Raw genomic sequence first — 21,391 nt, 5'->3', positions numbered from 1 at the left:
AGAGTATTAAAAAATAGTGAAAACGAAAATGAGTTTAACGATTATGAGTTAAATATTCTTACAATAGAAGTGCTAATCCCCCTCTATTATATAAAAAAACCGGCGACTAGGCCGGTTTTATCATTAATAACGAATTTATTGCTTTGCCACAATATTATCATTAACTAAATCAAGATGGATTTTTTTACCTGGAATAAGTTGTCCTGATAATATCTGCTGTGCAAGAGGATTCTCAATTTCCTGTTGTATCGCACGTTTTAACGGTCTAGCACCATAAATAGGATCAAAGCCAACTTTAGCGATATACTCTAACGCCGTATCCGAAACCTCGACTTCATAGCCCCGCTCTTCAAGACGCTTATCTACTCGCGCTAATTGAATCTTCGCAATTGCCTTAATATTTTCTTGCGCAAGTGGGTGGAATACTACTGTTTCATCAATTCGATTGATAAACTCAGGCCTAAAATGTTTAGTCACAACGGTCATAACGAGTGCTTTCATTTCGTCATAAGTTAGTTCAATTTGACCTTGTACCAAATCAGATCCTAAATTAGATGTCATAATAATTACAGTATTACGAAAATCAACTGTTCGACCTTGACCATCGGTTAACCGTCCATCATCAAGTACTTGCAATAAAATATTAAATACATCTGGATGTGCTTTTTCAACTTCATCAAGTAAGATCACCGAGTACGGTCTACGTCTTACTGCTTCAGTTAAATAACCACCTTCTTCATAGCCAACATACCCTGGAGGCGCACCAATTAAACGGGCGACAGAGTGTTTTTCCATAAATTCAGACATATCAATACGCACCATCGCATCTTCACTGTCAAACATAAAGTTTGCTAATGATTTACAAAGCTCCGTTTTACCCACCCCTGTTGGCCCTAAAAATAAAAAGGAACCAATCGGCTTATTTGGGTCAGAAAGCCCGGCTCGGCTACGGCGAATTGCATTTGCTACGGCAATAACAGCTTCATTTTGCCCTATAACACGTTGGTGCAATGCCTCTTCCATATGCAGTAATTTGCTTTTTTCACTCTCTAACATTCTTGACACAGGAATACCAGTCGCTTTTGCCAATACTTCAGCAATTTCATGATCGGTCACTTCGTTTCGTAGCAGCTTCATAGTTTTACCTTCAAGCTGTGTCGCCGAAGCCAGTTGTTTATCAAGTTCAGGAATTTTGCCATATTGCAGCTCTGACATTTTATTTAAATCACCGGCTCTGCGTGCTTGTTCTAACTCAGTTCGCGCTTTTTCCAATTCTGCTTTGATAGCTTGAGTGCCCGAAACTGCAGCCTTCTCTGACTTCCACTCTTCCTCAAGTGAAGCATACTCCTTTTCCTTCTCAGAGAGCTCCTCATTGAGCATCTCAAGACGCTTTTTGCTCGCATCATCGACCTCCTTCTTGAGCGCTTGTTGCTCTAGTTTAAGTTGAATAATTCTTCGTTCTAACCGGTCTAATGACTCCGGTTTTGAATCCATCTGCATACGAATACTCGACGCCGCTTCATCGATTAAATCAATGGCTTTATCCGGTAGCATACGGTCGGAAATATAACGGTGCGATAACGTCGCAGCGGCAACAATAGCTGGATCGGTTATTTGCACGCGATGATGTAGTTCATAACGCTCTTTTAATCCGCGTAAAATAGCAATGGTATCTTCAACCGTTGGCTCTGCGACATACACTTTTTGGAATCGACGCTCTAATGCAGGATCTTTCTCAATATATTGACGGTATTCATCAAGTGTTGTCGCACCGACGCAGTGTAGCTCACCTCTTGCTAGAGCGGGTTTTAACATGTTACCTGCATCCATCGCACCATCGCTTTTACCTGCCCCAACCATAGTATGAATTTCATCGATAAAAAGGATCACATTACCTTGTTCTTTGCCAATATCTTTCAACACGGCTTTTAAACGCTCTTCAAACTCGCCACGATATTTTGCACCTGCAATTAAGGCGCCCATATCGAGCGACAAAACACGCTTACTACGTAATCCTTCTGGTACCTCATGGTTAACAATTCGCTGCGCTAACCCTTCAACTATTGCTGTTTTACCTACACCCGGTTCACCAATTAATACTGGATTATTTTTAGTCCTACGTTGTAGTACTTGAATGGTCCGGCGGATCTCTTCATCACGACCAATGACCGGATCAAGTTTACCTTGTTCTGCTCTTTCCGTTAAATCAATAGTATATTTTTTTAGCGCATCACGCTGGTCTTCGGCATTGGCATCATTCACGTTATCAGTTCCTCTTACTTGATTGACCGCTTGAGTAAATTTATCTTTAGTTATACCTGAACGCTTTAAAATATCAGCTAATATACCTTTATCTTCGAAGGCTGCTAAAATAAATAATTCAGATGAAATATAACTATCACCCCCTTTTTGTGCTAACTTATCACACAGATTTAAGAGCCTAATAAAATCTTGCGATGGAATGATCTCTCCGCCCACACCTTGCACTTGGGGTAGTTTATCAACTGCTTGTGTCAATTCTCGTTGTAGTACATTTAAATTGGCTCCAGCAGAAGCTAGCAATGGTTTAACACTGCTTCCATCTTGGTTTAGCATTGCCGCTAATACATGCACAGGCTCAATATATTGATTATCTTTACCTAAAGCCATGGATTGTGCATCAGCTAATGCCTGTTGAAACTTGTTTGTTAATTTATCTAACCGCATATTTAATCTCCGTTAGCAATAATTTGGTTCAAATATTTCAAATACTTAAACCTTTGCATTGCTAAATAGATATGTCCGCTTAATTAAATTTCAAGTGTTTGTCAATAAATTTTTATCAATATAATTAATCCATTGTTTTATTTACATAACTAATAAAAATAGGTAAGGTATTAAGATATTTATCCAAAAATTGATGGTATTTTATTGGTAAATTAATTTGCGATTTAATTTACGATGTAGATAAGCGCGCTATAAGTTAGTTTAAAAGAAAAAATAGCATCTCAATGTATCCTTTATTTATTTATTTATTTATTTATCTAGCTAGCACTTTAAATAGTAATAGCGTCGGTAATTCACCACCAGCAATAAGGAGTAGATGGCGTAATGCAAAATTATCTTATCGATTTACTCAAGCAATATAATGTTCAATTTTCCCACTATATTGCACTTGGTCTAATATTGTGCCTGATTATTTTTATCGCCTTTCTTGTTTACGTCATTGTCCATAAAATATTACTTAAAAGCTTTAGTTATCGTTATGCGGGCAATAGCTGGTGTACCTATTTAATCGAACATAAAGTATTTAATCGCCTAGCCTATGCTTTACAAGGTTTATTAGTTTATATGCAAGCAAGACTTTGGCTAAATAATGGTGAACTTCTACAAGAAATACTTATTATTGCCTCTCAAATTTGGATATTAATTTCAATCACTTTGTCGCTCTTTGCCATTTTAGATACTTGTCTTAGTCTCTCACAGCGTAATGGTTTAGTAAAAAGATTACCTATTCGTGGCATTATTCAAAGTATTAAAATCATAATGTCAATTTTCATTACTATTTTGGCCATTTCATTACTGATTAATCGATCGCCATTGTTACTGCTAAGCGGCCTCGGCGCAATGACTGCAGTATTAATGCTAATATTCAAAGATCCTTTATTAGGGCTGGTCGCCGGTATCCAGTTATCTGCGAATAAAATGCTTAATGTAGGGGATTGGCTTGAAATGCCAAAGTATGGCGCAGATGGTGATGTAATTGATATTAATTTAACCACAGTTAAAGTACAGAATTGGGACAAAACAATTACAACCATCCCTACTTATGCCCTTATTTCTGATTCATTCAAAAATTGGCAAGGCATGACTGAATCGGGTAGCCGTCGAATAAAAAGGAGTATCTATATTGATACCACAAGTGTCCACTTTTTGGCTACCAATGAGTGTGAAAAATTAAAAAAATTACAACTTATTGCACCTTATATTGAAGATAAACTTGCTGAAATAACACATTACAATAATACCAATCATATTAGTGTAAATGATGAAATCAATGCTAGACGTTTAACTAATTTAGGTACATTTCGAGCATATTTAGAGGCATATTTACGTGATAATTCGCAAATTAATCAAAACATGACATTAATGGTTCGTCAGTTATCACCAACCGAAAATGGATTACCGCTTGAAATCTACGCATTTACTAATACGACTCAATGGCTTGTATATGAAAATATTCAAGCCGATATTTTCGACCATATTTTTGCTATTATTCCCGAGTTTGGGCTACGTATTCATCAAACCCCAACAGGTTATGATGTAGCCAGATTAAGCTCTACACTACAGTGACTTAAATAATTGGGCATAAATAAAAAAATGCGCCTAACTATTATAATTTTACTTCACAAAATGGATAATAGCATTAAAATATGCAGTATTAGACATGCCTATTACACTAAAAAGAGTTGATATGCCCAAAAAATACCTATTAGTTTTTTTGTTTTTGTTCCCTTTATTCGCATCAGCTGAAGAGGCTGATATCAGTTGGTGGCAAGCAGTAAAAAATAGCTTATCTGAGACGTGGAACTCAGATAAGTATGAATTGTATATTCCAGCTAATACATGGCATAACCGAGCAACTTACGATAAAGACAAAATAGATAGCTATAATGAAAGGCCTTGGGGTATTGGCGCAGGAGTTTATCGCTTTGATCAGGAAGGCGATTGGCATGCGCTTTATGTTATGGAATTCCAAGATTCACATAATGTTATCGAACCAATTGGTGGCTATGCTTACCAAACGTATTGGCGACCAGGTAATAGCGAAAAATGGCGAATTGGCATTGGTTATACATTAAGTGTTACTGCGCGTAAAGATTATAACTGGATCCCATTCCCCGCCCCGCTACCACTATTTTCGGTTGAATATGACCGTTTATCGGTACAAAGTGCTTATGTCCCTGGTGTTAAAAAAAATACAGGTAACATATTATTTACTTGGTTGCGCTGGCAGCTCTAATAAAGAAAGCGGCATTAATGTCGCTTTTTTTACTCAACTTTTTATTCACCGAAGTATAAATCACTCTCATCGTCACCAGATTTGCTACCATCAGGCAATGAACGGGTTCTATCAATTGGAATATATGAACCTCTTGGCGTTTCAATCTGGCATTCACCTAAATAAATAGAATATTTTGTATTCGCTTTCATGCTCACACCTCTAAAATAACATTGTGTTGCATGGTATAAATGAGTCCAGCATAGGATGGTAATAATTAGCCACACCGCAACAATCGCTAGCGCCACCCATTTTAATTGTCGCCAAATAAATGACCAAAAACCGATTTTACGCCAATGGCAATATATTACAATGGCGATTACAACCGCAAGAAAACCCAACACTTCATATAGCCAAAATAACCACATTTCAAAGCTCCCCGCTCTAATAAATTTAAGCTATTTTAGCTCAAGTTATTAATAATTACATCCATGACCCATTACGAATCACACCCACAGCTAATCCTTCAATAGAAAAATCGTGTTTTTGTAAGTCAACTTCGATCGGCAAGAACTCGGTATTTTCAGCGATTAAGCGAATTTTTGTCCCTTTTTTTTCTAATCGTTTTACTGTAACTTCTTCGCCGATTCGGGCAACAATAACCTGACCATTGAGTGCATTTTGTGTTTTATGCACCGCCAGTAAATCACCATCTAAAATGCCAATATCTTTCATTGACATGCCATTAATACGTAATAGAAAATCGGCACTTGGCTTAAACAGTGTTGGATCGACTTGATAATGCCCTTCAACATGCTCTTGCGCTAAAATAGGCGATCCCGCAGCAACTCTACCAATAAGTGGTAATCCATCTTCAACTTCATCTTCAAGTAGCAAACGAATACCGCGCGACGATCCCGCGATCATTTCAATTGCTCCTTTGCGAGCTAAGGCTTTAAGGTGCTCTTCTGCCGCATTAGCTGAACGAAAACCTAGCTGGGTCGCAATTTCTGCACGAGTTGGAGGCATTCCCGTTGCCTGAATATGGGTTCGAATTAAATCATAAATTTGTTGTTGCCGCTCTGTAAGTGGTTTCATATTTTATTTCCCTGTTTTTTTATACAGACCATGTAATTATATACAGCTAAAATAGGAAAGCCAATATTTTTATAATATCGCGATGTTAAAAGATACCCTATGAATAAGATAAGGATTTAAAATATTAGGCGTTCGTATTATCTTTATTATTAATTGCAGAAGATATTGCCCCAATAAAGACAATATCACTGGAAGAGTTCAGTGCAGTTTCAACCGAGTCTTGAATTACGCCAAGGGTAAGACCAATAGCAATCACTTTCATCGAAATTTCGTTAGGAATACCAAACATACTGCATGCGACGGGTATAAGCAACAAAGAGCCACCCGCGATACCTGATGCACCGCAAGCGCATACCGAGGCAACGATACAGAGTAAAACAGCAGAATAAATATCGACAACAATTCCCATGGAATAAACCGTTGCAAGTGTTAATACTGTTATGGTGACTGCGGCACCTGACATATTAATTGCAGCCCCTAGTGGCACTGCCACAGAGTAAGTATCCTCATGCATTTTTAATTTCTTACAAATTTCCATATTAACCGGAATATTAGCCGCTGAGCTACGGGTAAAAAAAGCAGGAATCGCACTATCTTTTAATGAAACTAAGATTAAAGGATATGGATTTTTACGCATAACCAAAAACGCTAACAATGGATTAATCACCAAAGCAACAATTAGCATACAACTGACTAATACTAGTAATAAATGAGCATAATTTATCAATTCGCCGAAACCTGTTTCAGCTAGCGTTGACGCAACCAAACCTAAGATACCTAAAGGAGCAAAACGAATAATAATCCTGACAATAAATGAAATGGCATAGGATAGATCAGACATCATAATTTTGGTTGTTTGATTAGCATGGCGTAATGCTAAACCGATCCCGACTCCCCAAATAATTAATCCGATATAGTTTGCTTGAACAAGCGCATTAACAGGATTGTCAATCATGCGTCCGAGTAATGTGGTTAAAATTTCTTGTACGCCACTCGGAGGGCTTAATCCTATTTCTTGAATATTTTCTGCAAGTGTTATTTTTGACGGGAATAAAAAGCTAGCAAAAGTAGCTAAAAGCGCCGCTGACATCATGCCGACAAAATAAAGAATCATCAATATATTAATATTTGATTTTTTGCCATGTTGATGATTAGCAATAGAGGAAATAACAAGCACTAGCACGAGTATCGGCGCCACCGATTTTAATGCATTAATAAAAAGGCGACCTAATACGCCAGCCGTCATTGCGGCATCTTTAGAGACTATCGCGAGCGTTATTCCTAATATTAAACCGAATAAAATCTGAGGAATTAACCCAATTTTAAAATAAAAGCGAATTATGGGGTGCTGACGGCGCGGCATAATACTTTCCTAATTGAACAAATAAGGCGAAACTTTATCACTATAGGCACCATTTTTATAGAAAATAATAATAAACATAACCTTTTTTTATATGACGACAAACGAGCATTATTTATGGTTATAAGAATTGTTTGACCTAGCTCACCTAAGATTCGCGCTATATAACATGCCAACACTAATAGCTATTTACTTAATAATTTGGTTATTTTTGGTTATTTTTTGTTTTGTTTTTGTTTTAGGAACTAAACAATGATTTTCATCACAACGAGCATTAATAAATCAATCTATGATTGAATTAAACCATAAGGGTCAAGGTATGCTAAAAATAGAAAGAAAAGCCAACATAATGAATTTTCTTAAAAAGCAAAAAATTGTTCAAGTTAAAAAATTGGCCGAGCAATTAAAGGTGACAACAGAGACGGTTCGTAATGATTTATCCGAATTAGAGATTGAAGGTTATATCAAAAGACACCACGGCGGAGCAATACTTAACTCTCAAATTTTTGATTCAATATCATTACAAGATTTAATTAATTACCCTCAATTAAACGAGCAATCTATCAATACTCAAAGGCTAAAAAATATGCATAATCACGTATTTATTTTGGGATCATTTAATGTGGATATCACCAATATCGTCCCTCACCTACCGGCACCAGGAGAATCTGTTCTAGCATTGTATTCTTCTTTCTCTCCTGGTGGAAAAGGTGCCAATCAAGCATTAGCAGCAAGTTGCTCGCTGTCTGATGTCTATTTTGTTACGAAAATAGGGCAAGATGAATTTAATCATTATGCCAAGCGATACTTTGAAAACTCAAAGATTAGTAACTATAAATTATTTGAATCAGTAAAAAGCAAAACTGGCTGCGCCGTCATACTCGTATCTAATGAATCAGGCGAGAACTGTATCTCGATCTCTCCAGGTGCAAATATGGAGATAACTAACAGCGAAGTAGACTATCTTGAAGATGAAATAAAAAATTCTACGGTCATGTTGTTACAGCTTGAAACAAATATTAACGCCATAAAACGGGCAATCGACATTGCCAGGAAGAATAATGTAAAAGTTATTTTAAACCCGGCACCTTACAACGACTCTTTACTTAATTTGCTTTCTGATATTGATATTATTACCCCAAATGAAACTGAGGCAACACTGATATCAAAAGTTCATATTAGCGACATAGAAAGTGCCCAAAAAGCGGCACAAAAAATCTACCAAATGGGAGTGAAAATCGTCATTATTACCTTAGGCGCCAAAGGTGCACTATGTTTTGACGGTGAACAATTTATTTTTTCCCCCGCTTATCCTGCTGTTGTAAAAAACACATCTGGCGCAGGCGATGCGTTTAATGGTGCTTTTGCCGCCTCTTTAGCGCAAGGTAAAGCACTACTGTATTCATTGCAATATGCCTCAGCCTTTGCCTCACTAGCTGTTGAAACCGATTCGGCATCAGGTATGCCACACCATCAAATGGTCTTAGATAGAATCAATCAAAACATCAACAAAGTTATCCCTAAAACCTTTATTTAAAGTAAGGAGTAATGTATGAAAATTTTATTTATTGGCGAATCATGGCATATTCACATGATTCATACTAAAGGATATGACAGTTTTACCTCGAGTCGATACGAAGAAGGTGCTACCTTTTTATTAGACTGTTTAAAAAAAGCTGCTATTGATATCACTTACATGCCGGCTCACGAAGTATTGATCAACTTCCCAACCTCTTTGCAGGAGCTAAACCAATATGACGCTATTGTGATTAGCGATATAGGCAGCAATACTTTTTTACTGCCAAACAACACATTTTATGGCTTAGAAAAAACACCTAATGCCTTGAACTTAATCAAAGAATATACCCAAAATGGTGGCGGATTATTAATGATCGGTGGTTACCTGACTTTTATGGGCATAGAAGGAAAAGGTAACTGGCGTAACTCGCAACTTGCCGATGCTCTGCCTATTGAAATGTTTCCTCATGATGACCGCGTTGAATGCCCAGAAGGAATCAGACCGAAAACCGTATTAAATAACCATACCTTATTAAAAAATATTAGTGATAACTGGCCTATTTTTCTTGGCTATAACAAAGTTATGGCAAAACAAAAGGCAGAAACCGTTGTTGAAATTAATGGCGATCCTTTAATTGTTGTCGGTAAATATCAAAAAGGTCGTGTCGCTTGTTTTACCAGTGATTGCGCACCTCACTGGGGAAGCCCACAATTTTTGCAGTGGGAAAGTTATTCACAACTGTGGCTAAATATTTTACAAGCCATTAGCAAAACCGAATAAATAGACCAATTAGGAGGGAAAATGAAAAATAAAAATGCGTTAGCAATACCTCTTTTAATGCTTGCAACAATAGGAGCTGGCATGTTGTCGCCAATGCAGTCAGCCGTCAATGGCAAACTGGGTGAATATGTTCAAGATGGTAATTTGTGTGCGGTAATTTCCTTTGCGAGCGGGTTAGTTGTGATGTTCGCCATTATTATGAGTAATCACACTTATCGTAGACAAATCTCATCGATTCCCGCTTTAATCAAAGCTAGAAAAGTTCCACTGTGGAATTGGTTTGCTGGGTTATGTGGCGCAATGGTTGTTTTTTCCGAAGGCGCTTCGGCGAGTTATTTAGGTATTGCTACATTTCAAACATCATTAATTTGCGCCATGCTGCTATCTGGTTTGCTTTGTGACCGATTTGGTATTGGCGTGCCGGATAAAAAACCATTTACCTTGCTACGAGTTTCTGGTGCTATTTTCGCTCTTATTGCCACGTTACTGGTGGTTTCTCCTCAATGGAATGAACCTCACTTGTTACTACTTGCTATTTTACCTTTTCTAGCTGGTTTACTTGCCGGTTGGCAACCAGCAGGTAACGCCACTATTGCCGAAACAACCGGCTCAATGATGGTATCAATTACGTGGAACTTTATGGTTGGATTTACTGCACTTACTATCATGTTATGCATTAGAATTGCTTTAGGAAAAACAAGCTTTTTATTACCCGATGTTTGGTGGATGTACTTAGGTGGGCCACTGGGATTAATGTCAATCGCTTTAATGGCCATTTTGGTAAGAGGACTGGGCTTATTATTACTTGGCGTCGCCTCAACAGCGGGACAATTAGTCGGTTCGGTGTTGATTGACCTATTAATTCCAGCACTTGGCAATGCTATTTATACCGTCACCATTATTGGTACTTTTATTGCACTGTTAGGTGCGATTATCACATCTATTCCAGATAAAAATCCGCAGATACTTGCTAACGCTAAATAAGGAAAACACCATGACTCAATACGTACAAACCGTGTTAGGGCCGGTCGAAAAATCTGAGTTAGGCATAATCTTACCTCATGAGCATCTATTTAATGATTTATCATCAGTGGTTGATCAACCTTTTTATCACTTTTCCGCTAGAATTTGTAACCAAAACGTTTCGCCCAATATTCAATGGGCGTTAAAGCAAGATCCATATTGTTGTGCTGATAATATGGCTAAAAAAGAGATTATTAATGTGGTTAATGAAGTCAATAATTTTAAAAAATTTGGCGGGAAAACCATTGTTGATGCCACCGGTTCAGCGTCAATTGGACGCGATATTGAGAGCATGAAGGTTGTCGCTGAAAAAACCGGCCTCAATATCATTGCCGCAACGGGATTATATCTTGAAAAATTCGAGCAAGAGAGAATAAAGCGGCCTATTGATATAATCGCGAAAGAAATTGATAGCGATTTAAGAATCGGTATAGACGGCAGTAATATCAAAGCAGGGCTAATCGGCGAAATTGGTATTTCGCCAAGCTTTACCGTGAACGAAAAAAATAGTTTGCAAGCAGCTGGGCTTGCTCAACTTAATAATAAACATATTGCAATTAATGTTCATTTACCAGGTTGGTTAAGAGTTGCCCATGACGTGCTCGATATTCTCATTGAAGATGTTGGCGTTGAGCCACAAAAAATCTCACTCGCTCACTGTGATCCATCGGGTATTGATTATGATTACCAAAAATCACTTCTTGATCGAGGTGTCTGGTTAGAATTTGATATGATTGGATTAGATATTACCTTCCCAAAAGAAGGGGTGTCTCCTACCGTTAATGAAACTGTTGAAGCTGTACATAATCTTATAATATCGGGTTACCAAAACCAATTATTATTAAGTCATGATCTCTTTTTAAAACAGATGTGGGCGCAAAATGGCGGTAATGGCTGGGCATTTGTCCCTAATGTATTTTTATCTCTGTTAGAAAGAAAAGGGATTTCATCTTCAATAACAAAAGCATTATGCACAATCAATCCGGCAAATTTATTAACATAGTACTTTATTAACATAGAGCTTTATTAAAATAGAGCTTTACTAACATAGCATTTATGCTTAATACTTTGGTAGCTTAATTAAGCTACCACCATTTTTAATGGCACTTCACTAAGCATCATCAATTAAAACCCAAATCACTTACATTACTCATAAATTTTCATTTACTCAAAATGTGAAGCTATTACTATTTTTTAGTTCGATAATAATAAGATTTTTATCGGATAAGCTCTTCAAGATTTAGCGAACCATATGTTGATAAAATCAAACCTTGTCATGATCCATCAAATCGATTATTGTTATTCGCCTAAATAATAATAACAATAATAAAACCCGATGAACTATTACCAGCTAATTACCAAACGAGAGTGGCAAGAGTTACAACAACCAATTAATGATAACCTGTTTTCTCGTCGTAGCTTATTGCCACCAAGAACTATTGTTGATTATACAAAATTTAAGCCCGTCCGTTATCGCTATAGCAGCCAGATGGATGAAATAGTTAAATACTGTGTTAATAATCAAGACCAATGCCAACACCTTTACCCAACCCTTGAAAAGTTAGGCTTATATTACGGCAGTAACACCTATAATAAAGATGATGTCAAATTTAGTGCGGCGTTAAAAGAGGCGTTAACCTCTGAGCGTGCGCTGTTAATTGAATTACCGGTTGAACCTTGTTCCGGTATGTTGCCGCCGCAAACGAACTTTTTAAAACTCCCTAGTAATAAAATACCCCGTCGCTTAACGCCTGAAGAAGTTAAAGCCCGTGAGCTTGCTAGTTATGGCAATGACAAAAACTGGATTGAAATAACAGTAAAAGAATTACCCAATCAGCCCTTTACACTATTTAATAATGGCAGCCGAGCAATCGTTAAGCAAGGTAATCTAGATAATAATGGCTATGCGTATGTTGATTTACCGGCTAACGCGCAATATGTCGATATTGTCTTTGATAAAAAGCAAGAGTATCGCCCATGGTATTATGATGTACCATTGCAAATGCTTGGTGGTGTGCGTGATGCGGCGCAATCTGTATCGGATTTACTTTGGGATGTTTCACTTGTTAAGGCGTCGATGGAGCGTGTGTCTGGCGCTGAAATAACAAACCCCCTTAAATTGGCAAAAGTGCCTGAATCGGAAACGATATCAGGAGCGCTTGCTCACGGTGTTAGTCAGTTTTTAGTTGGTTTTCTTCCTACCTCTAAAGCCCTAAAATTTATCAAGCCGTTAAAAAAGATGGGTACACTCGTCAAAGGTATGATTGCTGGCGGTGTTGCTGATTTCGCGGTCTTTGCCCCCCATGAGGAAAGGTTATCAAATTTAATTCAAGAATTTTCTTACTTGAGAAATGATATCACCGATTATTTACAAGCTAGCCCTGATGATAGCGCAGCAGAGGGACGGTTAAAAAACGCATTAGAGGGATTACTCCTAGGCGCATTAATTGAGCCTTTCGCCCATTCATTGCGCGCATTAAAATATGCTAGAATTAAGCGAATGGTAACCGATGTTAAAACTAAAGTTCATTATAAATTGGATGCTACTTATTATGAGGCACATAATTCTGCAAATTATGAAAAATTACTTAAGCAACTTGAAAATCAAAACTTAAGCAATATGTCTTGGAATGACCCCATATTAGCAAAAGTAGTTAAAGGAGATAATGGGGAAGTTAACTATGGTATTGGTATCACGACACGTGAAGAAGCTAATCGATTAGGTAAAATATGGGTAGGAGATGGTTATAAAACAACTAGCAAAGCTGGTTTGATTAGTGCTGATGGAACAAAAGGTTATAGACCACCATCAAATAAAAAAGGAAACCTAGCTGTAACTGGAGTACAAGCTAATTTCGAAACTTATATAATAAACCCAAATGGCAAGCCAATTTTAATTGGAAATGGTCATCTAAACATTAAGGATTAAAAAGTGAAAATATGTTTAAAAGCTATTGATTGTATGCATCATGATCATATTTCATACATTCCTGAGGATGGGAATTTAATTAGCATAACACTAAGCCTATCTATAGGTTCATCAAAAACTGATGGTGCTGATTATTTTGACTTATTTGTATGCTCTCCAGAATGGCTTTCTAAGCATCAATGGGTGCCAGAAATACTACGGCATACTTTGATTGTGAGAAAATACGATTTAGATGAAATAACCGAAACGATTAATAAATATATTGAAAAATGTACCTGTAAAACATGGCAAGAAACAGCTCAAAAGCTATCGCGATATTTTGCATGGGAATTTGAGGATTATTCTGATTAAAAATTAATATCGACTTTAAATATCAGCCATTTATTGAATTATAAATATGGCGACTAATGTCGCCTTAATTTAGGGAAGATCACTCAAGCTCGCTAATAATTATTTATATTTTTGCGTACGCATGTCCTCAATCACACCTTGGTAATTTAAACCATAAGCAAAATCATATTTATTACCAGCTTCATCGACATAAGGTTTAAGATCTCGTCCAACATCTTCTAACTGCGCCTCAACCGTTTCCATGTTGAGTGGGTATTGCAATGGCAATAATCCGCTTGGTTCATGATTACCAACAATAAGGTCATAATACGCTTTATCACTGACCGAGAACCCCGTCAAAATTGCATCAGCATTACCTTCAAATTCAGCAACAATGACTGGATTTTTAGCTTTTAAAGCAACAATGACTGGAATGGCTTTACCTGTGGCTTTTTTAATATCACTGGCTTTTTGGTAAGCCTGTTCAAAAGCCGTTAAATCATATTCATTGCCTATATTAGAAGTTTGGCCGAAATAAGAGCGGTTTTCTTTTGTCCCATCACTATTTATGTTACCGCTAATCGATTTTTTTCGAACTTCATCACTGTTTGCCGTATAAGGGCGATATTGTAATGATAATGGGTAAAATGAACCATCTTCTTTTTGTCCTGCATGATTAAAGTTCCCACCACTATCAGGGCTATTCATACCGATAATAATTAAATCAACGTTAGATAAATCTGGTGTTGCAAATCCAATTACCTCTCCTTTGTCATTTGTGATTGGTGTATCAGTTAGCACATTTTTAAAGAAAGTTTTCGCCGTATCGATATCCATAGTAGGGTCACTGGTGGTGTAAGCTTCATCGAATACAGTCTTAAATTGGTGACGAATAGAGCTTGGTATATAAACCGTTTTATCTTGATAATTGGCCTTATCATCTGCCGCTTTAATGGTATTGTTACGGTTTTTAAGCATGACGATAGAGTTTAACTGTGCATCATAACCTGCTTTAACTTTATCTGGGCTTGCTACAATTTTTTCTGATTCAGATAGGACTAAGTAAGGATTTTCAAATAGCCCTGTTTCAAACATTAACTTAGAAATTCTCTGGCCACTTTGTCTAAATCGTTCATCGGCAGAAATCAAATTTTTTCCTAGGTCATAATCTGCTTGCCATAAATCATAAGCAGCTAAAACAGGGCCTTTATCATTATTACCACCAAACATGTCAGTGCCATTTTTTAAAATAGCATAATGCCGTTCATCGACCGTTTTACCCTCCTCACCCCACGCCATACCCAATTTTAATTTGTTGTCTGGATCGGTACTCACTTTTGTCACCGACCAGTCAGTACTAATAACTCCGTCATAGCCTAATTGATCACGCAATAAATCCAATTTACCTTTATCATAAGATGTTCCTACAGCCTGACCAAAAAGTGGCTTACCATCCGCACCAATTGCAACAGAATAAGATGTCATTACCGACGCGGCTTTTTGTGTCTTGCCTTTTAAATGAAAAGCACCATCGACAAAAGAGTGCAAGTGTTCGTTAAAATTATTGCCAGGATATACGGCATATTTACCGCTTTCCATATGTGATTCCCTGCCACTTTCTCCCATTCCTTCACCAGGAAAATGTTTTGCCATGGTGACAATCGATTCTTTTCCCCAACCAATATCATTACCATCAACAAAAGTCGATTGTGCCGCATCAATATATGCCCTAGTCATATCGACCGTTAACTGAGCACTTTCGCCCATTGTACCATCGGTTCGTAGCCAACGAGGGTCGGTCGCCAAGTCAATTTGGGGAGCTAGAGAGGTGGTGATACCTAAGGCACGAAACTCCTGAGACATCACATTAGCAAATTGCGCCATAACTTGTGGATCAAATGTTGCGGCGATACCTAGTGTCGATGGCCACCTTGAAATATCGTCACCTTTAGCATTATATTGTGCATCAGATCCGGCAATATGGCGTGGATCTGAGCTAAAATTGACTGGAATTACTTTTTTGCCGTCCTTAACTAAACTTTCGACATAAGCTTGCATATCATTATTCCAAAGTACGGTTGCTTTTACATCATTACTTCCCGCATTTAACACATTACGTAAATTGTCACCTTGCAAATATTTTTTTTGTTCAACCGTTAAGCCATCTTGTGGATTTCTTTCATGATCACTAAATAACATTAATCCCGCAATTTCATCTTTGGTTAATGAGTTGGCTAAATCAGCAGCACGTTCGTCGGCGCTTAATCGCCAATCTTTCCATGGTTCAAGTTGACCATTGCCGTTCATATCTTTAAAAGCATAAATCGTGCCATCTTGATCCTCAACCTCAATAAGCTTGATTCCACTCTCTTTGGTCATACCTAACACAGCACCATTATTGGGGTTATTAACAATAACCAACGTAATGTCACCTACTTTTTTCTCTTCTATTGTGTATTTATTTTGCGTTAGTGTTTGTGTGATAGCTAGATTAGAAACAAGCATTAAGCTTATTAATACAGATAACGGTAGCATCTTTTTTTTCATCATACTTCCCCATTTTATATATTTAATTTGAATGAAATAACTAAGATAAATTGGATCATAAAGAAAAAGGAATAATACTTATAGCAATTAAAATTGCCGTATTGCTAATGTAAAATAATCTTGATTAGATAAAGACTTACACCCAGTTTATGTACTATTTAAAAAGATTTTAGCCAATCAACAGGCTACTCTTGCGATGTTATCAACTGCTCTTAAGCCGATCTGGGCAAATGATAAGCATAAATAAAATTAATTAAATTTTTATCAGTCTGCTAGATGTCTATATTAGTGAAAATCGGTTATTAATACCGTGATAAGGGTCAAATTTAAAAATTTATATTTAGTTTTATAATAAAATTTTAGTAACAATTTCGTCAGATAGGGAAAATAGAATACAGCAGATATAATCATTGGTACTAACCAAATAACTGATCTAATTCTTTAATAAAGTTTAGTGATGGCTTGGTATAAAAAATACCATGTTGTGAATCATCAGGAACCATTCCTCGAACAAAGAGGTAATATACACCACCAAAATGTACCTGATATTGATAATGAGGAAGACGGCTTGTTAAATAACGATGCAGTGCTAATGAGTAAAGTTGATACTGTAAATCATAACGGTGCTCGCACATTGCTAATGTAATCGCTTGATGGTTATAGTCCTCGATACTGTGACCTAAATAATTTGATTTGTAATCAGCAATATAATATTTTCCCTGCCACTCAAAGACCATATCAATAAACCCTTTTAACATGCCTTGTACTGTAGAAAACTCGAGTTCAGCACATTGTTGAGATAAGGGGTCATAATGCTTACACACGCGATCAAGCCTTGCTGAGGTAATATCTTGCCGTATCGGTAAATAAAATTGCAGCTCATTTAAGCGCTGATTAGCAGATAAGTCAGATAGCGATAAGTTATCTGATAGCGGTGCCTTCAATACACCTAAAAACCATTCACTTAACGGCATAAGCCACGTTTGTTGCAAGTTTAATTTAGTGACTAGATGATCGGCAATATTTTGGCTATCAGGATGAGTAAAGTCGCTATTTTCAAAGCATTCATGCATTAATGTACCGACGATAGCCCCTTTCGGAAAGTGATGGATATCGTAAATAACAACATTATCTTGGCTATTAATCATCGCATCATTTGTGGCTCGGTTATTATCGGCTAGTACTTCAATATCAAACGATGGCAAAATATCCCTTAATAAGGCCGCCGATTTATTATTAGTGTAATGCGTTGACTGCAATAATCCAGAGTAGCTTGTAACTCGCCAATTATAGTCGAGTTTACGCTTAAAGACATTTGCGGCAAGATGCTCCATCGACGCTTGTTGGCTAGGTATTAATGTTGAGACGGGGATCGGTAACTCAACATTAACAACCGTTGTATTTACTAACTGATGGAGACTATGTGCTAGAGCGGTGTAATCATTTTGCTCTGGCGTTAATAATAAATAGCCGAGTGCTGAGTGCTGTACCGCTAACTGATTACCTTTACCTTTTTTTAATCCGGCAATCGAAAAACTACAATGGTAAATTGAACGGGTAAGCGCGACATAAAGTAAACGAAGATCCTCCGCTAATCGCTCTTGCTCAATTAAGCTCTTGATATCTGATGATACGTTATAAGCATAATTACTCGTATAGTTTTTACGGTCATGAAAGATCATACTATCTGATTCACGATGTAAAGCGATAAAAGGCAAAAATACAATCGGATATTCCAACCCTTTTGCTTTATGGATCGTAATGATACTAATTAAATTGTCATCACTTTCCAGCCGCTGTTCATGGTTTTCAAGATTACGATCTGGTTCATTAATCTGCTTGGTTAACCAGCGAATTAATGCATGCGGCGTATCAAGCTCTTGAGTCATTTCCTGCAATAGTTCGCCTAAATGCATGAAGTTTGTAATGATGCGCTCACCATCAGGTAAACTGAGTAAATTTTCAATTAACTGGCGATGATTCATTAAACGACGTAGCGTTACCAATACGCCATAACGCAGCCAAAGCGCTTGATATTCGCGAAATTCATCAATAATAAGTTCTAACTTATTTGTCTCGGCAGAAAGTAAATCGATATCACTCATTGACATACCAATTAACTGCGTCGCTAATGCACTGCGCAAGTAATTTTCATTAGTGGGGGTTAAGACTGCTTGTAATATTCGCAACATTTCACGCGCTTCTAATGAAGCAAAAACACTTTTGTGGTTAGATAGATAAACACTTTTAATATTACGTTTACTTAGCTTTTGCTGAATAATTTCAGCTTCTCTGCCCGTTCTGACTAATATAGCAATATCAGCCGATTTAATTTTATCTTTTTTAGCATCAGCGTTGGAAAAATACGCATCACTAGCGAGCCATGTTGTGATTTGTTGGGCGCAATACTCAGCAGAAAATTCCAGATAATCACTATTTGAGGTAACCGATTCTGGCAATAAATAACTTTGTATCGCGTTAACTTCGTGTCCATCGACATAAAAACCTTTATGGCCATTTTTAGCTGCACTATTCATGGCTATAAAAGGAATTTCATCAAAAATAAAGGGGTGGTGTTTATGCCTAAATAGACCGTTTACACCATTAACCATATGCGCACTCGAACGCCAATTCGTTGCCATGGTAAATTGGTAATCGACTGATTTTTTCGCTTCAATGTAGGTAAAAATATCTGCGCCCCGAAAGCTATAAATTGCCTGCTTAGGATCGCCAATAAACAATAAGCCTGATTGCTGCCGATCATGATAAATTGTGTCAAAAATTTGGTATTGCACTGGATCCGTATCTTGAAACTCATCAATCATCGCGACCGGATATTGTTGTAAAATTTGGGTCGTCAAAATATCACGATTTTGACCTTGTAATGCTTGCTGTAAATTATAAAGTAAATCATCAAATCCGATCTGTGCCAGTTTTGCTTTTTCAGCTTTTACTTGTTGCCAAACAAGATTAACAATATCAAATAAAATAAAATTACGCAGGTTAAACGAATGAGATAAAAATTCTTCTATTTCAGTAAATAGAGGATGGCTCGGTGCAATGTTATCACTCTCAGTTTTGCTATTAAGTTCTGTCTGGGTAAATTTAGCCAATTCATTAGGTATAGCATAATTATAGGTTGGAGAATCAGCCCACAAAGAGAGGATTTCAATCCACCTAGGTAAGTTACTTTTGCTGTATGAACGTTTGCTCACGCCTGATTGTAAAATGTCAGCGTTAGCCTCGAATACTGATTCGAGCCAGCGTATTTTAATTGCTTGTATTCTAGCGATACTTTCTGCATGAAACTGTTTAATTACTTGTGTCAATGGCTGCGTCGACAAAGTCACATTACTTGGCAACGTTTGGTTAAGGTAAGGGAAGATATCAGTTAGCAATGCTTTGGGATCAGCCCAATTTTGCCAAATAATATAAGCAATATCCTCAGGCATTGGCGTAAAGTTGTCACGCCAAATATCATTTGCAACTTGTAAGTAAATCTCTGTTTGATCTTTGACTAATGTTTGATTAAATAAAATGCCTGATTCAAACGCATAAGTCGTTAGTATGCGCTGGCAAAAACTATGAATGGTAAAAATCGCAGCTTCATCCATATTTTGTTCGGCATAAAGCAAGCGTTTTAAGGCCAGTGGTTTATCATCAATCAGTGCAATTAAGGCTTGATAATCAGGATCTGCGTGCGCGCCAGTAATACAAGCGAGGCGCAATTGATGGATATTTTGCCGAATACGATAGCGTAGCTCTTCTGTCGCAGCTTTGGTAAACGTAACCACTAAAATATTCTCAACCGATAATGGTCGTGGATAATTATTTTTACCAATCCCTAGCAATAAGCGTAAATAAATAAACGCTAAAGAGTATGTTTTACCAGTACCAGCAGACGCCTCAATTAATGAGCGGCCAGTTAGTGGTAATGAAAAGAGATCTAGCTCATCAAAGTGCTTTAGGTTGGATGGTGAAACCATTCCAATATACCTTCACCTGTTTTAGACAATGAAACACACGCAAGATCCGCGGTTGAAAACATAGGCGGTGTAACCTGTGGACAGAGTTCATTAACCAAGTAACCAACTAATGGTAAGTGAGAGACTATCAGTACCGATTCCACTCCCATTAGCGGTAACAAATTCAAATTATCAACGATGTGAGCGGCATGACCATTTGGTTTTAATAGATCATTAGTCTCGTTTTGTTTGACCCCTACTGCATTAGCTATTATCGAGAATGTTTGTTGAGCGCGTACATACGGACTCACTAACGCAAGATCAAACGTAATGTTTTGCGCATTTAACCAATTGGCGACTGAGGTACACTGCTTATGACCCAAAGGCGTTAAAGAACGGCTAGAATCGGAGATAGCGGAATAACCAGCTTCGCCATGACGCATAACATAAATCTTTATCATTAGCTATACTCACATATAAAAGATGTAACGCATAAACCAAACCTTATCATTTAAGGCATTACATTTTAGATTTATTTGCTACTAATAGATTAACGTAGCTTCAATTGAAAGATCAGACACTCCGCCCCGCAGCAAAAATGAAATTTGGCACTAAGCTTGTAGCCATGTTCAACTTTATCAATCTGGCTTACAATTTGGCAAGGCTCAGATTCAACATCTCTCGCCGCCAAAGTTAGTGATTGTAATTTTTCTTGAGCGAGTATTTCAGTTGCAAAAGTATTTGTGTATTCGGCCGTACAATCATCATTATCAATGATTGTCCCCACATCGACACAACAGCATGCGGCGGTCTCATTACTTTTACATTTATTTAAAGAATTAGTCATATCTCCCCCATA

The 21,391-nt window shown here is 37.3% G+C and carries 16 protein-coding genes; 8 read left to right on the top strand and 8 right to left on the bottom strand.

Annotated features, from left to right (window positions below; translation table 11 throughout):
- Positions 1-135: 135 nt before the first annotated feature.
- Positions 136-2,706, bottom strand: a complete 2,571-nt coding sequence (gene clpB, locus RHO12_12390) for an ATP-dependent chaperone ClpB (GenBank protein WVD66149.1) — start codon at positions 2,704-2,706, stop codon at positions 136-138.
- A gap of 384 nt (positions 2,707-3,090) precedes the next feature.
- On the opposite strand from clpB, the gene RHO12_12385 reads away from it, so the two are divergent.
- Both RHO12_12385 and pagP read left to right on the top strand, forming a co-directional pair.
- Positions 3,091-4,332: a mechanosensitive ion channel family protein gene (locus tag RHO12_12385; GenBank protein WVD66148.1), complete on the top strand. Its 1,242-nt coding sequence runs from the start codon at positions 3,091-3,093 to the stop codon at positions 4,330-4,332.
- Between the two features lie 121 nt (positions 4,333-4,453).
- Positions 4,454-5,002 carry a lipid IV(A) palmitoyltransferase PagP gene (pagP, locus tag RHO12_12380; GenBank protein ID WVD66147.1) on the top strand — a complete coding sequence of 183 codons (549 nt, stop codon included), beginning with the start codon at positions 4,454-4,456 and terminating at the stop codon, positions 5,000-5,002.
- A 41-nt stretch (positions 5,003-5,043) separates the two neighbouring features.
- Here pagP and RHO12_12375 read toward each other — a convergent pair whose 3' ends face one another.
- The 3 genes from RHO12_12375 to sstT form a co-directional block, all read right to left on the bottom strand.
- Positions 5,044-5,409 (bottom strand): hypothetical protein, encoded by a 366-nt coding sequence (locus tag RHO12_12375; protein WVD66146.1) that lies wholly within the window; start codon positions 5,407-5,409, stop codon positions 5,044-5,046.
- 55 nt (positions 5,410-5,464) lie between these two features.
- Positions 5,465-6,079 (bottom strand): transcriptional repressor LexA, encoded by a 615-nt coding sequence (gene lexA / locus RHO12_12370; protein WVD66145.1) that lies wholly within the window; start codon positions 6,077-6,079, stop codon positions 5,465-5,467.
- A 124-nt stretch (positions 6,080-6,203) separates the two neighbouring features.
- Complete coding sequence (gene sstT, locus RHO12_12365; GenBank protein WVD66144.1) at positions 6,204-7,442, bottom strand: serine/threonine transporter SstT; 1,239 nt, start codon at positions 7,440-7,442, stop codon at positions 6,204-6,206.
- 316 nt (positions 7,443-7,758) lie between these two features.
- On the opposite strand from sstT, the gene RHO12_12360 reads away from it, so the two are divergent.
- From RHO12_12360 to RHO12_12335, 6 genes are all read left to right on the top strand, one after another.
- Positions 7,759-8,976 carry a PfkB family carbohydrate kinase gene (locus RHO12_12360; GenBank protein WVD66143.1) on the top strand — a complete coding sequence of 406 codons (1,218 nt, stop codon included), beginning with the start codon at positions 7,759-7,761 and terminating at the stop codon, positions 8,974-8,976.
- A gap of 15 nt (positions 8,977-8,991) precedes the next feature.
- The gene (locus tag RHO12_12355) at positions 8,992-9,738 is read left to right on the top strand and encodes a glutamine amidotransferase (protein WVD66142.1); all 747 of its coding nucleotides are present in this window, start codon (positions 8,992-8,994) and stop codon (positions 9,736-9,738) included.
- 21 nt (positions 9,739-9,759) lie between these two features.
- Positions 9,760-10,722, top strand: a complete 963-nt coding sequence (locus tag RHO12_12350) for a DMT family transporter (GenBank protein ID WVD66141.1) — start codon at positions 9,760-9,762, stop codon at positions 10,720-10,722.
- Positions 10,723-10,732: 10 nt separating this feature from the next.
- Positions 10,733-11,764: a hypothetical protein gene (locus RHO12_12345; protein WVD66140.1), complete on the top strand. Its 1,032-nt coding sequence runs from the start codon at positions 10,733-10,735 to the stop codon at positions 11,762-11,764.
- Between the two features lie 333 nt (positions 11,765-12,097).
- On the top strand, positions 12,098-13,690 hold the full coding sequence (locus RHO12_12340; GenBank protein ID WVD66139.1) for a hypothetical protein: 1,593 nt from the start codon (positions 12,098-12,100) through the stop codon (positions 13,688-13,690).
- A gap of 3 nt (positions 13,691-13,693) precedes the next feature.
- Positions 13,694-14,041: an immunity 8 family protein gene (locus tag RHO12_12335; GenBank protein WVD66138.1), complete on the top strand. Its 348-nt coding sequence runs from the start codon at positions 13,694-13,696 to the stop codon at positions 14,039-14,041.
- Positions 14,042-14,140: 99 nt separating this feature from the next.
- On the opposite strand, the gene RHO12_12330 is transcribed toward RHO12_12335, so the two are convergent.
- The 4 genes from RHO12_12330 to RHO12_12315 form a co-directional block, all read right to left on the bottom strand.
- Complete coding sequence (locus RHO12_12330; GenBank protein ID WVD66137.1) at positions 14,141-16,570, bottom strand: glycoside hydrolase family 3 N-terminal domain-containing protein; 2,430 nt, start codon at positions 16,568-16,570, stop codon at positions 14,141-14,143.
- 413 nt (positions 16,571-16,983) lie between these two features.
- Positions 16,984-20,553 carry an exodeoxyribonuclease V subunit beta gene (gene recB / locus RHO12_12325; GenBank protein ID WVD66136.1) on the bottom strand — a complete coding sequence of 1,190 codons (3,570 nt, stop codon included), beginning with the start codon at positions 20,551-20,553 and terminating at the stop codon, positions 16,984-16,986.
- Positions 20,532-20,993, bottom strand: a complete 462-nt coding sequence (gene sixA, locus RHO12_12320) for a phosphohistidine phosphatase SixA (protein ID WVD66135.1) — start codon at positions 20,991-20,993, stop codon at positions 20,532-20,534. The genes recB and sixA overlap by 22 nt, the downstream gene beginning before the upstream one ends.
- Positions 20,994-21,082: 89 nt before the next feature.
- Positions 21,083-21,379, bottom strand: coding sequence for a YfcZ/YiiS family protein (locus RHO12_12315; GenBank protein ID WVD66134.1), 297 nt, complete (start codon positions 21,377-21,379; stop codon positions 21,083-21,085).
- Positions 21,380-21,391 lie beyond the last annotated feature (12 nt).

The organism is Orbaceae bacterium lpD02 (assembly GCA_036251875.1).
Taxonomy (GTDB): Bacteria; Pseudomonadota; Gammaproteobacteria; order Enterobacterales; family Orbaceae; genus Orbus; species Orbus sturtevantii.
The sequence above is the reverse complement of the archived record's forward strand: the minus strand, read 5'-3'. Positions and strand labels throughout refer to the sequence as shown.

What these genes read in the sequence shown, in the direction of transcription:
- clpB (WVD66149.1), bottom strand. Translation starts at nt 2,706, where the DNA reads ATGCGGTTAGATAAATTAACAAACAAGTTTCAACAGGCATTAGCTGAT.
- RHO12_12385 (WVD66148.1), top strand. Translation starts at nt 3,091, where the DNA reads ATGCAAAATTATCTTATCGATTTACTCAAGCAATATAATGTTCAATTT.
- pagP (WVD66147.1), top strand. Translation starts at nt 4,454, where the DNA reads ATGCCCAAAAAATACCTATTAGTTTTTTTGTTTTTGTTCCCTTTATTC.
- RHO12_12375 (WVD66146.1), bottom strand. Translation starts at nt 5,409, where the DNA reads ATGTGGTTATTTTGGCTATATGAAGTGTTGGGTTTTCTTGCGGTTGTA.
- lexA (WVD66145.1), bottom strand. Translation starts at nt 6,079, where the DNA reads ATGAAACCACTTACAGAGCGGCAACAACAAATTTATGATTTAATTCGA.
- sstT (WVD66144.1), bottom strand. Translation starts at nt 7,442, where the DNA reads ATGCCGCGCCGTCAGCACCCCATAATTCGCTTTTATTTTAAAATTGGG.
- RHO12_12360 (WVD66143.1), top strand. Translation starts at nt 7,759, where the DNA reads ATGCTAAAAATAGAAAGAAAAGCCAACATAATGAATTTTCTTAAAAAG.
- RHO12_12355 (WVD66142.1), top strand. Translation starts at nt 8,992, where the DNA reads ATGAAAATTTTATTTATTGGCGAATCATGGCATATTCACATGATTCAT.
- RHO12_12350 (WVD66141.1), top strand. Translation starts at nt 9,760, where the DNA reads ATGAAAAATAAAAATGCGTTAGCAATACCTCTTTTAATGCTTGCAACA.
- RHO12_12345 (WVD66140.1), top strand. Translation starts at nt 10,733, where the DNA reads ATGACTCAATACGTACAAACCGTGTTAGGGCCGGTCGAAAAATCTGAG.
- RHO12_12340 (WVD66139.1), top strand. Translation starts at nt 12,098, where the DNA reads ATGAACTATTACCAGCTAATTACCAAACGAGAGTGGCAAGAGTTACAA.
- RHO12_12330 (WVD66137.1), bottom strand. Translation starts at nt 16,570, where the DNA reads ATGATGAAAAAAAAGATGCTACCGTTATCTGTATTAATAAGCTTAATG.
- recB (WVD66136.1), bottom strand. Translation starts at nt 20,553, where the DNA reads ATGGTTTCACCATCCAACCTAAAGCACTTTGATGAGCTAGATCTCTTT.
- sixA (WVD66135.1), bottom strand. Translation starts at nt 20,993, where the DNA reads ATGATAAAGATTTATGTTATGCGTCATGGCGAAGCTGGTTATTCCGCT.
- RHO12_12315 (WVD66134.1), bottom strand. Translation starts at nt 21,379, where the DNA reads ATGACTAATTCTTTAAATAAATGTAAAAGTAATGAGACCGCCGCATGC.